The sequence below is a fragment of the Acetivibrio cellulolyticus CD2 genome, from assembly GCF_000179595.2.
Taxonomy (GTDB): Bacteria; Bacillota; Clostridia; order Acetivibrionales; family Acetivibrionaceae; genus Acetivibrio; species Acetivibrio cellulolyticus.
Genome location: NZ_JH556653.1, coordinates 1,922,059 through 1,937,140, shown reverse-complemented (window position 1 = coordinate 1,937,140; position 15,082 = coordinate 1,922,059). Strand labels below are relative to the sequence as shown.

At 34.0% G+C, this 15,082-nt stretch carries 12 protein-coding genes; all 12 read left to right on the top strand.

Annotated features, from left to right (window positions below):
- Positions 1–1,563, top strand: a complete 1,563-nt coding sequence (locus ACECE_RS0210560; protein WP_010681181.1) for a PfkB family carbohydrate kinase — start codon at positions 1–3, stop codon at positions 1,561–1,563.
- Between the two features lie 13 nt (positions 1,564–1,576).
- On the top strand, positions 1,577–2,641 hold the full coding sequence (locus ACECE_RS0210555) for a radical SAM protein (RefSeq protein WP_010681180.1): 1,065 nt from the start codon (positions 1,577–1,579) through the stop codon (positions 2,639–2,641).
- Positions 2,642–2,653: 12 nt separating this feature from the next.
- Positions 2,654–3,727 carry a radical SAM protein gene (locus ACECE_RS0210550; RefSeq protein WP_010681179.1) on the top strand — a complete coding sequence of 358 codons (1,074 nt, stop codon included), beginning with the start codon at positions 2,654–2,656 and terminating at the stop codon, positions 3,725–3,727.
- 11 nt (positions 3,728–3,738) lie between these two features.
- The gene (locus tag ACECE_RS0210545) at positions 3,739–4,584 is read left to right on the top strand and encodes a transketolase (RefSeq protein ID WP_235715932.1); all 846 of its coding nucleotides are present in this window, start codon (positions 3,739–3,741) and stop codon (positions 4,582–4,584) included.
- Entirely contained in the window at positions 4,581–5,519 is a 939-nt protein-coding gene (locus tag ACECE_RS0210540) for a transketolase family protein (protein ID WP_010681177.1), read from the top strand. Before ACECE_RS0210545 ends, ACECE_RS0210540 begins: the two co-directional genes overlap by 4 nt.
- A 25-nt stretch (positions 5,520–5,544) precedes the next feature.
- Entirely contained in the window at positions 5,545–6,207 is a 663-nt protein-coding gene (locus ACECE_RS0210535) for a class I SAM-dependent methyltransferase (RefSeq protein ID WP_010681176.1), read from the top strand.
- A gap of 13 nt (positions 6,208–6,220) precedes the next feature.
- Positions 6,221–7,075, top strand: a complete 855-nt coding sequence (locus tag ACECE_RS0210530) for an NAD-dependent epimerase/dehydratase family protein (protein WP_010681175.1) — start codon at positions 6,221–6,223, stop codon at positions 7,073–7,075.
- 183 nt (positions 7,076–7,258) lie between these two features.
- The gene (locus ACECE_RS0210525) at positions 7,259–8,482 is read left to right on the top strand and encodes a class I SAM-dependent methyltransferase (protein ID WP_010681174.1); all 1,224 of its coding nucleotides are present in this window, start codon (positions 7,259–7,261) and stop codon (positions 8,480–8,482) included.
- A 61-nt stretch (positions 8,483–8,543) separates the two neighbouring features.
- Entirely contained in the window at positions 8,544–10,739 is a 2,196-nt protein-coding gene (locus ACECE_RS0210520; RefSeq protein ID WP_010681173.1) for a glycosyltransferase family protein, read from the top strand.
- Positions 10,740–10,754: 15 nt separating this feature from the next.
- Positions 10,755–11,606 carry an SDR family oxidoreductase gene (locus ACECE_RS0210515; protein WP_010681172.1) on the top strand — a complete coding sequence of 284 codons (852 nt, stop codon included), beginning with the start codon at positions 10,755–10,757 and terminating at the stop codon, positions 11,604–11,606.
- A gap of 11 nt (positions 11,607–11,617) precedes the next feature.
- Positions 11,618–12,697, top strand: coding sequence for a radical SAM/SPASM domain-containing protein (locus ACECE_RS0210510; protein ID WP_010681171.1), 1,080 nt, complete (start codon positions 11,618–11,620; stop codon positions 12,695–12,697).
- A gap of 58 nt (positions 12,698–12,755) precedes the next feature.
- Positions 12,756–14,867 (top strand): glycosyltransferase family protein, encoded by a 2,112-nt coding sequence (locus ACECE_RS0210505; protein WP_010681170.1) that lies wholly within the window; start codon positions 12,756–12,758, stop codon positions 14,865–14,867.
- Positions 14,868–15,082 lie beyond the last annotated feature (215 nt).

Sequence of the window (15,082 nt, the reverse complement as noted above, 5' to 3'; positions counted from 1 at the left end):
ATGGGAGGAAGAAGTACAAGTGCTATTGAAGAAAAGATTGTTTCAACTGAAACATTCAGTAAACTTCGGGAAAAGCTGAGGGCAGAGGGGAAAAAAGTTGTCCAATGCCACGGTGTTTTTGACTTGCTTCACCCTGGCCATATAGGTCACCTTGAAGAAGCAAAAGCTCAGGGAGATACATTAGTTGTATCTGTAACTTCAGCTCCATACGTCAATAAAGGTCCGGGGAGACCATATTTCACAGATGAGCAGAGAATGAAATCATTGGCTGCTCTTTCCTGCGTTGATTATGTATTGCTTTCTAAGGCTGTTACGGTAATTGATATTATGGAATGTATAAAGCCTGATCTATATGTGAAAGGTTCGGAATATGAGAATGCAGACAATGATGTTACTGGAAATATTGATAAGGAGGTCGAAAGGGTTCGTTTATTTGGCGGAGATGTCTTCTATACAAATGGTGAAGTATTCAGCTCTACAAAACTCTTGAATAATGCATTTCCTGTGATGCCACCCAATGTGGCCGAATTTGCCAGAGAATTTTCACAAAGGAGCAGCTTTAAAAAAGTTAAGGAAACAGTTGACCTGATGAAAGATATAAAGGTACTTGTAATAGGAGATATAATTATTGATGACTATATATTCTGCGTTGTTCAAGGCCTAATGTCAAAGGACAGAGCTTTTTCAGCCAAGTACTTCAATGAGGAAAGATACCTTGGAGGCTCTCTCGCTATTGCAAGACATCTTGCAAACTTTTCAAAGAATGTAACTGTCTGTGGAGTGGTTGGGGACGAGCCACATATTCACAGTCGTATACTGAATGATTTAGGAAAAGATATGCTGCTTGATTTACAGTTCGATCCCAATTTCCATACTATAATTAAACGTAGATTTATTGAGCGCCATGGTATTCGAAATGAATACGAAAAGCTCTTCTCAATTAACTATCTTAATGATTATGAAGAAAATATCAGGGCAGATAAAACAGCCTTTTATGAAAAGTTAGAAAATATTGTTCCAAATTTTGATATGGTTGTAGTTACTGATTTTGGACATGGACTTATAGATGAGACAGTTATGGAAATAGTTCAGAGCAAAGCTGCGTTTTTAGCGGTTAATTGTCAGACTAACTCATCGAACTATGGAACAAACCTTATTACAAAGTATAAACGTGCAGATACGTTTACTTTAGATGAGAGGGAATTAAGGCTTGCCTACAGTAACAGGTCGGAAAACCCGGAAAAGCTTTTGACAAGGCTGGTAAAGCATATGAACGCAAAAGCGGGTTGGGTTACATTAGGCTCGTTAGGTGCTATTGGTGCAGATGATAAACATAAAGCTGCCAAGATTCCGGCATTGACTCTGACAGTGCAGGATACTGTGGGCGCGGGAGATGCGTATTTTTCTCTGGCAAGCCTTTGTGCTTATTTCGATGTACCGTTTGAAGTAGGATCGTTTCTAGGAAGTATAGCGGGAGCACTGGCAGCAAATGTTCTTGGTAATTCAAAGGCTGTGAGCAAGGTGGATGTTCTTAAGTTTGCATCTACACTACTAAAGTTTTGATGAGGTGATTGGTTTGGCTGAGGACTTTAGAATAGATTCGCATAAACTGTTATTCCATCCGCAAAGGGTTGCAGATTGGCTTGGCGGTAAAAATATATACCCGTTAAGTATGGAGATTGCTCCTTCGGGTACTTGTAATCACCGTTGTACTTTTTGTGCGCTGGATTATATGGAGTACAAGCCTGTGCTTCTTGATAAGGATTTAATTTTGAAGAATTTAAGGGATATGTATGACAGAGGTCTAAAAAGTATTGTTTTGGCGGGTGAGGGAGAACCTTTGGTAAACAAAGATACTCCGGAAATTATAAATGGCAGTAAGGAAATTGGTCTTGACATAGCAATGTCTACCAATGGAGTATTGTTTACAAGTGAAGTATCAAAAGATTGCCTGCACAATCTTACTTGGGTGCGTTTTAGTGTTAGTGCTGCAACCAGTGGTACTTATGATAAAATCCATAGAGGAAAACAAGGGGATTTTGAGAGGGCAATAACCAATATCAGTGAGGCAGTAAAAATTAAGAAAAGGGACAAATTGAGAACCACAATAGGGGTGCAGCTTCTTCTTATACCTGAGAATACCCAAGAGGTGTTGGAATTAGGGAGAATGTTGAAAGAAATAGGGGTTGATTATTATACGGTCAAGCCTTTCTCACAGCATCCCAAAAGTATATGTACTGTGGATACGGGATTTGATTATAATTTATACCTTGATATGGAACGCCAGCTAAATGAAATGGTAACTGATTCATATAAGATTTATTTCAGGGCAAAATCCATGAAGAAGAAAAGTCACTGTAAGAGCTATGATAAATGCTTTGGACTGCCATTCTTCACATATGTAGATGCAAATGCACAAGTTTGGCCATGTATAGCTTTTCTGGGTGATATGGAGCTTTGCTATGGCAGTATGAAGGAAAAAAGCTTTGTGGAGATTTGGGAAGGTGAACAAAGGGCAAAGGTTATGGATAGGATGATGAAAATGGATATTTCAAGCTGCAGGGAGCTTTGCAGGCTAGATGAAATAAATAGATATTTGTATGAACTGAAGAATCCGGGAGAGCATGTTAACTTTGTATAGGAGGTATGTAGCATGGATATTAAGGCAACACCCTATAGTAATTTAAAGTTGTTTGCACATTCAGATAAGTTGGATGCTATAAAAAAGGGGATCTGGACTGCACCAATATATATACGCATAAAACCAACCAATGCTTGCAACCATCACTGCAATTATTGCCATTATGGGAATGGGCAATATCTGAATCTTGATGGGCAGGACGAAAGAAATCATATTCCATGGGAAAAAATGCAGGAAATAGTAGAGGATATTGGAGATATGGGTGTTAAAGCCATTACTTTCAGTGGAGGCGGGGAACCCCTTGTTTACCCATATATTATACAAACAATGAAGGCTATGTTGAACAGAAATATTGAATTATCTATTATTACAAATGGACATAAACTTAATGGGGAAATAGCAGAGATATTGACTAATGCCAAATGGGTGAGAATATCTCTGGATTCGGCTAATGCGGAGACTTACTCGAAAATTAGGAATATTTCTTTGGATTCTTTTGGACAGGTTTGTAAGAACATAAATATGTTTGCCAAAGCTAAACCTGATAATTGTGAACTTGGAATCAATTTTGTGATAAACAGAGATAACTATGATCAGGTATATGAGGCTGGAAAGCTTATGTTTAATCTAGGTGTGAATCATATAAAATATGCGGCACGAATTACAACAGATGTCAATTCATATCATGCACCAATCAGGGATAAAGTAATAGAGCAAATTAATAGAGTTAAGGACGAGTTTGAGAACCCTAAGTTTAAAGTAATCAATTTGTACGAAGACGATTTTCACTTTAGTTCAGTGTTTCAAAGGTCTTATACAAAGTGCATAGTAACAAAAGCTGTTACTGTTATTGCTGCCGACAGCAAAGTATATTTCTGCCATGATAAAGCATATTTGGAGAATGGTATTATCGGGGATTTAAAGAACAGATCTTTTAAGGAATTGTGGTTTTCACCTGAAACACAGGAAAAGTATAAAAACTTTGATGCAAGTAAGGAATGCAAACACCATTGCGTGTATGACAGCAGAAATATTCTGTTAAATACGTTTTTATCGCTTGACGAAAACCATATTAACTTTATATAAGGTGGTGCAGCATGATGCAGGAGGATAGCAATCTAAACGAAATTGCGAAAGATATCAGGATAAAAATATTTAAAATGATTTACCGTGCTGGCGGAGGGCATATTGCTCCTGCCTTTTCGATAGTTGAAATTCTTACAGCCCTTTATTTTGGGGGAATTATGAAACATGATCCTTTAAATCCCAATATGCCTGACCGGGATAGGGTAATACTAAGTAAAGGTCATGCTGGGACGGCTTTATATGCTGTATTAGCTAAGACTGGTTATTTTCATGAAGATATTTTAAGCACATATTGCAAAGCGGGTTCAATTCTTGGAGGACATCCTAATATGCTTGAAGTACCAGGAGTTGAAGCGTCAACAGGTGCTTTGGGGCATGGATTTTTATACTCCACAGGTATAGCACTTGCCGGTAAGATAAATTCAATGGATTATAAAGTTTATGCCATTTTAGGAGATGGTGAATGTCAGGAAGGTTCGATATGGGAGGCAGCACTTTTTGCATCACATCATAGATTGGGTAAGCTGACAGCTATAGTGGACCATAATAAATTGCAGGCGATGGATGAGCTAAACAATATTATCGGTATGCAACCTTTAGCAGAAAAGTGGAAAGCTTTTGGATGGGATATTATTGAAGTTGATGGACACGATGTTTATAAACTTGTAGAAGTTTTAGGCGAGGAAAGAGAAAGGGATGCGTTGCCAAAGCTGGTTATTGCGCATACTGTTAAAGGCAAGGGGATTTCTTTTATGGAGAATGTACCCATATGGCATAACAGACTCCCGAATAAAGACGAAATGAACATAGTTTACAAGGAATTGGACTTTTCAGAAGAGGAGTTGAATTTGATATGAGGACAGCTTATCTTAATGCACTTTATCAACTTACCGGTGAAAATCCTGATATCCTTGCTCTTATCTCTGATAACGGTGCAATTGTTTATGATAAATACAGGGCGGATTTTCCAAAAAATTATTTCAACTTTGGCATATCTGAAGCCAATATGGTAGCAGCAGCAGCTGGACTTGCAAGCTGTGGTAAGATACCCTTTGCATATACCATATCCGGTTTTCTGACAATGAGGGCATTTGAATTTGTGAGAAATGATGTTTGCCTACAAAACCAAAATGTAAAACTTGTTGGTACAGGTGCAGGATTTGCATACAGTACCTTAGGCCCAACACATCATGCAACAGAAGATATAGCTTTAATGAGAGTTCTTCCAAACATGACTATTTTTTCTCCAGCAAGCCCTAAAGAGGTTGAAAAAGTTACTTATGCTGCAGCTAAAATTATGGGACCTGTTTATATAAGGTTAGGTACTAATAAGGAGCCTGAGATATATGAAAGGGATTACAATTTTGTAGCAGGTGAGGGAGTTAACTTACTTGATGGTAAGGAAGTAACTTTAATTGCGACAGGCTCTATTGTGCACGATGTTTTGGAGTGTGCGAAGGAGCTTCATGAAGAAGGAATTTCAGTTCAGGTTGTTAATATCCATACAATTAAGCCAATTGATAATAAGATTATATTAGAAGCAGCAGAGAAGACCAGAGCAATAATCACTATTGAGGAACATAGCATCATCGGGGGTTTGGGAAGTGCAGTTGCAGAAGTACTGATGGAGAATTGCTTTGGAAATGTTATGTTTAAAAGAATGGGACTAAATAATACATTTTGCAAGGGTTACGGCTCTCATAGCGACCTAAAAAGCATGAACGGACTTTCTAAAGAATGTATAAAGCAAAGAGTGAGAGAAGCTTGCATGGAAAAGAAAGGCAGAATTTAGTAAAATAACTGATTAAGGTGATAATATGACATATGTGGATTTCATATCAAAACTTCATAAAAAGACCCATAGAAATTATATTGAAAGAGTCGTAAGCGATAGTAAAGCCGATTGTGCTGTTGTAGCAAAGCAGTTTGGTAAGGATTATTGGGATGGTGACAGGAAATACGGCTATGGGGGATATGCCTATGACGGACGCTGGCGTGTTGTAGCAGAAGAAATGGCTGAGTACTACAAGTTAAAACCTGGGCAAAAGGTATTAGATGTGGGGTGTGGGAAAGGATTCCTTCTATATGAACTTACTCAAGTTGTACCAGGTTTAATTGTTGAAGGAATTGATATATCACAATATGCTATAGACAATTCAAAAGAAGAAGTCAGGCAATATTTGAGATATGGCCTTGCACAGGATTTGCTCTATGAGGATAAATCTTTTGATTTGGTATACTCTATAGGTGCTTTGCACAATTTGTATATTTTTGATCTTAAAAGGGCAGTTGAGCATATTCAAAGGGTTTCAAAGGGTAATTCTTATATTATGGTGGAATCATACAGAAATGAGCAGGAGAAGGCAAATTTACTGTATTGGCAGCTGACTTGTGAGAGCTTTTTCAGCACTGAGGAGTGGCAATGGCTATATAAGGAATGGGGTTATACTGGAGATTATTCGTATATATTTTTCGAATAGCAGGTGAAAAATTGTGAGAATTTTAATAACTGGTGTTAGTGGCTTTATTGGAAATTATCTGGCAAAAAAGTGGCAGAATTCAAATTATGAAATTGTTGGAGTAGTGAGAAGCAGAAAACCTGATAACATTACTATACCAGTTTTCATTTCGGACTTGTCCAAAGGGTTTAGCTATGATGAGCCTGTGGATGTTATAGTACATGCAGCAGCATTGTCACCTTCTCCCAGAGGTAGCTTTATTGAGTATTTTGAAAACAATGTTATTGCAACAAGAAACCTTATTAGGTATGCAGAGGACAAAGGTGTAAAGAAGGTTATATTTTTATCAAGCGTATCTGTATATGGAAACTGTGAAGTTCCCATAGTTGATGAGGATACACCCATTATCAACCCTGATGGGTATGGACTTACCAAATATATAGCAGAAAAACTATTTGAGGGTGCCAGAGGCTTTTCTACAATAATTATCCGGTTGCCGGGAGTCCTTGGAAAAGACGCTACCGTACCATGGCTGGTAAAAACAGCACAGAGACTAATAAAAAATGAAACTATTGAAATATATAATCCTGAATCTTTTTTTAATAATATGGTATATGTTGGTGATGTAGAAAAGTTTATAAGGCATATTGTTGATAGTAATTGTGGAAAAATTGAAAGAGTATTATTAGGAAGTGGAGAACCATTAAAAGTAAAAAGCATTATTAATTGGCTAAAAAGATTTTTTGGCTCAACTTCAGAGGTTAAAAGTATTATAAGTGATAAGAAATCATTTATAATCTCGATTGAAAAAGCAAAAAGAATGGGCTATGTTCCTTTATCAACAGAAGAGGTTTTGGATACATTTTGCAGAGATATAGTAGGTCAATAGATTTTGTTAAAAACTGTATATAATAACATACAAAGTTGGCTAGGATAAAAACTAATAGAACCAGTGCCTGTAAAGTGGTTCCTTATTATATGAGTAGTACAAACATATAAATTGCATATAAAATTTATTAAAGATTAAAAAGTTAATATGTACTATATAAAAATACTTAGGTGGAGGCAAATTATGCTAGTAAATAACTGTAGTGATAAGTTTTGTAGGGTTTGCTTAAGTAGTAACATATCTGAACTTATCAGTTTTGGTGAACAACCTGATTCATCACATTTGCTTGTAGCTAAAAGTTCAAAATTTTATGCACACGATTTGAGTTTAAAATATTGTAAAGATTGTGGGTTTGTTTTTATAAGAGACTATGTTTGTCCAGATATGTTATATAATGAGTATAAATGGGTAACTTCAGTTTACCCTGCTTCTCACGTAAGTGACCTTTGCCAAGAACTAATAAAAGAATTTTCAGATTCTGAAGATTTTATTTTAGATATTGGGAGTAATGATGGGTATATATTGAAATTATTTCAAGATAAGGGCTTTAATAATGTTCTAGGAATCGAGCCAGCTGTAGACTGTTATAATAAAGCTTTAGCTAATAAAGTACCTACCATCAACAATTACTTTAGTTTTGGTTTAAGTAATGAGCTAAAGATTAAATATGGTATACCAAAACTTATAATATGTAGGCATGTTTTAGAACATATATCTGAGTTAGAGGATTTTTTAAGAGGCCTTGATTATCTAATGGATAGCTCTACTTTGTTGGTTGTAGAATTTCCGGATTTTGAAGCAATATCAGAAAAAGGAGATATTAGTTCAATATGGGAGCAACATGTTAATTATTTTACTGAATATACTTTTTCATGCATATTAAAAAGGTTTAACTTGTCTATAATAAAAAAGCAAAGTGTTCCTTATGGCGGAGGCTCGATAATATTATACATTAGGAAGAACAATAATATAAAACAGAATAACAATATAATAGCTTTAGCCGACAGGCCAAAAATCTTTACAGATAATTCAATAAAAAATATAGAATATATTTCTCGTTTTTTCGAAAATTTAAAACTATCAGGCAATAGAATTGTTGCTTATGGTTGTGGGGCTAGAGGAAGATGCCTAATTAATATAACTGAAATATTTAAATATCTAGATTACGTAATAGATGACGATCCATTAAAAGCAGGATCATACATGCCAGGTTCTCTTCTACCTGTATTTACTCCAGAAAAACTGTATGAAGATATGCCTGACTATTGTTTTATAACTCCTCTAAACTCAAAAGATACTGAAATGAAAATAATTAAATCACATTCTAAATTTATAGAATGTGGAGGAAAGTTTATTGAAATGTATCCTAACTCGTCAAAAAAACTTATAGAGATTTCCAATACGTAGATACGTTTATGGATATGGCTAATGTTAAAACTACTAAATTTAAATATCTTGAGGGTTGCTTATGCTAAAAGAAGAATGGGAAAGTTATGTTAACCTTGCGCAGGAAGAAGATAAAAAAGGTAACTTTACTAACGCTTTAAATTTGCTTAATAAAGCGTTAGTAATAAGTGGAGATGAATGTGGGGATATACTATATAAAATTGTTCAATTAATGCTTAAGTATAATTATTCGAGTGAAGCATTAAGTTTTTTTATTAAGTGCTATAAACTTGACTATCTAAAGGAAGCTACAAAGAGAAAAATACTTAATGAGTTTTATTTATTAACTTGCCAAAAAAACAAGGATACTTATTTAAATAACATAGAAAAGCTTAAAAATTACGAATATAAAGTACAGAGAGAATTTCCAGAATTTGAGGATTTAAAATATTATTGCTTGTGTATGGATGACAATAGGTACATTGTTTTTGAAAAAGAGAATAGTAATATTGTAAAAGTAATAAATTTTAATAATTCAAAAAATGAAAATATGGAACAATTCAATGCTGGGGATATTGTATTAATTATTAATGAGTTTAATAATAAGCAAATTCTTGAATATGAAAGAAAAACCTATCAAAAAGAACCAATTCCTGGTATGAAAAAACCTTTATATCTATTTTATTCTGACTTTGAATTTTTTTTATGCTCCGCGCAATTGTTTGATCTAGCAGAAATATTTGACCTGAAAAGATTAGTGTTTTTATTTGGAATTAATGATGTTGAGGCTTGGTTTGCACACAGCCAAACACAAAATCCTTCGCTAATTCAAGGAAATAAACTTGATATTGAAATGAACAAAATGGTTTTAGAAAAAATGGGGGAATTACACAATAATAAACTAAACAATATTGTTAAACTTCAAACAGAAATAGATTATTACTATAGTAACCTTGATTTATTAAAATTATATGAAAGGTTAAAGAATTTGAGGCCACGTATTTTATTTATTACGAGCAGATTTACGACCTTTTTACAATATTGTATAAGAGATTGTGTATTAGCATGTACTAATTTAAATATACCATGTGATTTATTAATTGAAGAATCAGATATTTATAGGTTAAGTAGTCTATCTATTTTAGATAAAATAAACGAGTTCAAACCGGATCTTATTATTATGATTGACCATTTTGCATGGGAGTATCCAGTGGTTAATAACAAAATAATTTTTATAACATGGATACAGGATCCATTGCCTCAAATAATGGATGTTAACTCCCCTTCGAAGCTAGGTGACTTGAACTTTATAATTAGTCCGTATACAAGTTATAAGGAGTTTGATGAACTAGGTTATCCAGAAGGCAAAATAATCAAGTATACAATTCCTGTTAATCATAGAATATACAAATATTATAAATTAAATGATGAAGAAATTAATAAGTATTCAACTGATATAACCTATATAGCTAATGGGGGAAATGCTTATTACGGTTATGAAAGTTTAATTACTTTAGTGTCTTCTCGAGATCGGCAAGAAAATGACATTATAATTAAAAGGCTAAAGGATGCGTTCTCTATGCTGTATGATGTGTGCAGGCAGGGAAAATACGCCTACTCTAATCAAAAATATATGGAAATATTAAATAAGTGCTTAGGTGGGACATTGTTAAGTACATTAAGTGATAAAGAAATTGAATGGATGCTATATATATTCAGATTCGAAATTGAGTACAATATGCACATATCTGTTCCCTTAGAATGGCTTGATGAAAGTAAATATAAATTTAAACTCTGGGGAAAAAGCTGGAGTGACCATCCAATATTATCTAAATACTCTATGGGAAGTGCAAGCAATGGAGAAGAGGTATCAAAAATTTATAATTCTTCAAAAATAGGACTGGGATTAAGCCCGTATATATCAATGCACTATAGGTATTTTGAAGTGATTTTGAGCAATTGTATGTATATAGGCCGATCCATACCAGGGGATATTGATACTTCAAAAATAAAAAGCTTTTTTATAGAAAACAAGGAGATGTTATTATTTGACGGCAAAGATGACATGTTTAATAAGATAGATTACTGTTTGAATAATTCACCAAAAAGAAGTGAGATTATTGAATTAGGTACGGCAAGTGTTTTAGAAAAATACACCTATGAGGGTTTTATCAGAAATATACTAGAAATGTTAGTGGATAGACTTAGAAATATTTATAAATTTGATATAGAAGAGAGTGCCGATCAAAAGAGCTTTTATAATTTACATGAGCAGTAACAGAGGAGATAAAATATGAAGTCAATATTACTATTGGGTGAAAGAGGAAAGGTGGGAACAGCTTTAAACTCTGAGCTAGCCAAAAGTTATAATATAATAGGCAAGAATAGCGAAAACTTTAATGTAGCTGACTTTGAAGGAGTTACTTCTCTCATAGATAATTACAAGCCTGATATTGTCATCAATACTGTTGCAGCACAGGGAATAGATGATTGCGAGAGAAACCCCGAAAGAAGTCTTAGGATTAATTCTCTATATCCAAAGCTTTTAGCTGAACTATCAAATAAGTTTGAATTTTTGCTGGTGAATTTCAGTACAGAGTGTGTATTTAAAGATAATGAACCTGGAAACTTTTTTATAGAAGCTGATAGACCTTGCCCATTAAATGTATATGGTCTTACAAAATATGGTGGGGACTGTTTTGTAAGCAATATTGCTCATAGACATTACATCTTCAGGCTACCAATATTATTTGGACCTTCTAATAAAAATAACCAATTTGTTGAAAGAATGCTGGATAAAGCACTAAATCAGGGAGAGAAGCTAAAGGTATCCTGTGATGTAATAACTTCACCCTCCTATAGTATCGATATAGCAAAAGCAGTAAAAGAAATAATAGAAAATGAAATGCCCTATGGGTTATACCACCTGTCAAACCAAGGCGCAGCTTCGATTTATGACTTAATGAAAGAAATATTTAGTAATCTGGAAGTGGAAGTTGAATTAGAGAAGGTTTCACATAAGAGTTTTCAAAGCATAGGAATAAAGAATACGAATACCCCTCTAAAATCAAGCAAAATAAAGAGTTTAAGACCATGGCAGGAAGCGGTAGCGGACTATTGCAAGTATATTAAAGATAACTTTTAGGAGGGCTTGATATGGATAAATACTTGATGGGCAGCAATAAAATGCTATGGCATCTAGATAGAGTGAATGATTGGGTACAGGGTAAAAGAATTGCACCGATTCATATTGATGTAGGTTTAAGCAAGGGCTGTAATATACATTGTGAATATTGTTTTGGAAGCCTTCAAGGAAACCATTATAAAGGCGGAAAAGATAGCTATTTCCAGAAAGAAGCTCTATTAAGATATGTAAAGGATGCAGGTGAGATAGGTGTCCGTTCAATGGCTTTTATAGGTGAAGGTGAACCGCTTTTAAATCCTCATGTTTACGAGGCTATTGTGCTGGGGAAAAAGTCAGGGGTAGATATATCTTTGGGAACGAATGGTATTTTATATGATACTGGAGAGGCTGGAGTGGAAGCATTAAAGCACCTGACTTGGATAAGGTTTAATATAAGTGCCGCATCTTTCGAGGCATATAAAAGGATACACAGAAGTAGTGATTTTGAAAAAGTTATCGAAAAAATAAAGTTCTGTGTAGGTGTTAAGAGAAAATACCAGTTACAAACAACTGTAGGCTTGCAAATGGTATTGACACCTTCAAACGTTGACCAGGTTGTTCCATTGGCTAAACTTGGAGAAGAGCTAGGAGTTGACTATTTGGTTGTTAAGCAATGTAGTGATACAAAAGAATCAAATTTGGGTATATACGAAAAACTTTCTTCATATAAAAATTTTGAGAGCATTCTGAGAGAAGCTGAAAGTATTAGCAGTGAAAAATATGATGTTATAATTAAATGGCAGCATATTACAAACGAAGGTCAGCGATGCTATGAAACGTGTCTTGGTACGCCGTTTTTACTTTATTCCAGTGGAGATGGTAAGTTATACCCATGTGGTATGTTTTTTGAATATAAGGAAAATGAATACTGTATGGGGGATCTTACGAAAAACTCATTTAAGGAGATAATTGAAAGTGAGAAGTATTGGGATGTAGTTGAAAAAATAAAACAGATTGATGTAAAGGGTTGCTACTCAAATTGTAAAACACATTCGATAAATGAATTTCTCTGGAAAGTGTCACATCCACCTAAACACGTTAATTTTGTCTAGATTTATATATCTTATGTTATTGAGTATTCACTTATGAGGATAGGAGAAACCTTGAGGTATGGAACTTAATATAAACGAAATGCTTTTAGAAGCTATTAACAAAATTGAGAATAGAGATTCTAAAGGATATGACATATTGAAAGACATTTTACTAACAAGTGGCTGTGAAAATGGAGCTATAATATTTGAAATAGCTCTATTTTTGCTTTCACAAAATATGTATTCATTATCATTATATGCTTTCAAAAAGTGTCATCAGTTAAATTTCAACAAAGATGAAGTGGCTAAAATAGTATTGGAGTCGTTCTATTCTCCTAATGTCAGTGAGTTTAGAGAAATGTATAAAAAGAATGTTACAGCACTAGCTAACTATAAATACTTTAAGCCAAGGGAATTTCCTGACTTTTCAGAACTTAGCTATAGATTTCTGCCTTATGATGATCATGTTTTTTTCATATATGACCAAGAAGAAGATAGATTTGTTTCATATCTTGATCAAAATCATATGATAAAAGATGTTAATATGTTACAGCCCAAAAAAGTTATTATTTTCAGAAATGAGTATAAAGAGAAACAGATGATTGCTTGCATGGAAAAGACGGAAGATCCCTATCCGGTTCTTACAGCTAAAATACCTATATATTTTTATTACGATAGCTTTAATGAGTTTGTTAATTATCTTCAAGTTGTAGATTTTACAAAGATATTGGAGGATGAAAGGTCAGTTTTTCTAATGGGAAGGGACGAAGCAGATGAATGGTTTTCTGACTCACAGGTTCATTTGCCTGATCTAGTATTAAATATTACTGGTCAAGATGAATTTTACAAATATATAGAAGGAAAATTAAAGAGGAATATAAACAAAATTAATGATCTGCATGAGTTGGTATACGAATATTATAACAAGTTGGAAAAAGGAATTTTAGTTGAAAGGTTTAGACAGCATAAACTAAAAATTGTATTTGTTACCTCAAGGTTTACAACAGCTTTAAAGTATTATATAAGAGATTGTGCCAAGGCTTGTGACAAGCTAGGTATTGAGAACAAGGTTTTAATAGAAAAATCGGATATACATAAAATAACACGCTCGGATTACCTGGAGTTACTTAATGAGTTTAAGCCAGATTTAATGTTTTCTATTGATCATTTCAGATGGGAATATGGAGCTATTTTTCATGATAATATAGCATATATAAGTTGGGTACAAGATCCAATGCCACATATCATGTCGTCTGAGTCTGCTAAAAAAATCAAAAATATGGATTTTATTATGAATGCTTTTTTCTCATGTAGGGAATTCTTAAGTTTAGGATACCCAAATGAACAGCTTATAACAGCACCTATGGCAGTAAATGCAGATATTTATAAGTTTTATGAATTAACAGAGGATGAGAGACAAAAATATAGTACTGATATATGTGTTTTCTCCAATGCTGGCAACCCTTTGCTAGGTCTTCAAAGTTTTCTGGATAGGTGCTCTGGAGGAGATGGATTTGAAATACTGAAAAAAGCAGTGGTATCAGCTTATGAAGAAGTGTATTCAAGGGTTATGGAAGGTGAGTTTTTGCAAGGGATAGAGCCTAACAGAGAAATAGTTTTGCGTTGGCTTGCTAGCTTTGGTATAACCATGGATAAATTAAATTTTGATTATTTTATGACTATGTTTATGGAGGAGGTAGTAAGGCGAATACTCAGGTCTGTGCCTTTGGAGTGGTTGCATCAAAAAGGTTATAATATGAAATTGTGGGGAAATGAGTGGGTAAACCATCCCGTTCTAAAGAAATATGCATGTGGAATTGCAGAAAATGGAGAGGTTTTGTCTAGAATTATTAATGCATCCAAAATAGTGATTGGTACAAATCAGCATATTTCAACACACCCAAGAGTGTTTGAGACAATTCTAAGTAATAGTTTTTACTTGGGCCCCTATATACCAGAGGAATATGATTCGGCTAATATACGTATGCTTTTAGATGAGGGAAATGAAATTATATTGTATTACAATAAAGAAGATTTATATGAAAAAGTTGACTATTATCTTGCAAATCCAGAAAAGAGGCAGGAAATTATAGATAATGGGAAGAAAAAAATATTTCAAAATCTAACTTATGAGGCTTTATTAAGTAGGGTAATTAGCGAAGTTGCCGACAAGATTGAGAAGCAGATGTAGCGTGTTTAAGCATAGTATAGGTTAAGCACAGAGCTATATCAATTATTTTGATAGTAAATTATTTTAAGCTTCCATTAAAAAGGGGCTTTTTTTTATCTAAAATAATATCTCATTTTCGACAGTTGAAAAGAAATAAAGAGGCAATAAACCCCTTTAGTTGTGCGGGTTTCAGCCTCTTTTTAATGTTCGTATAATGTTGTATGTAAATAGCTATG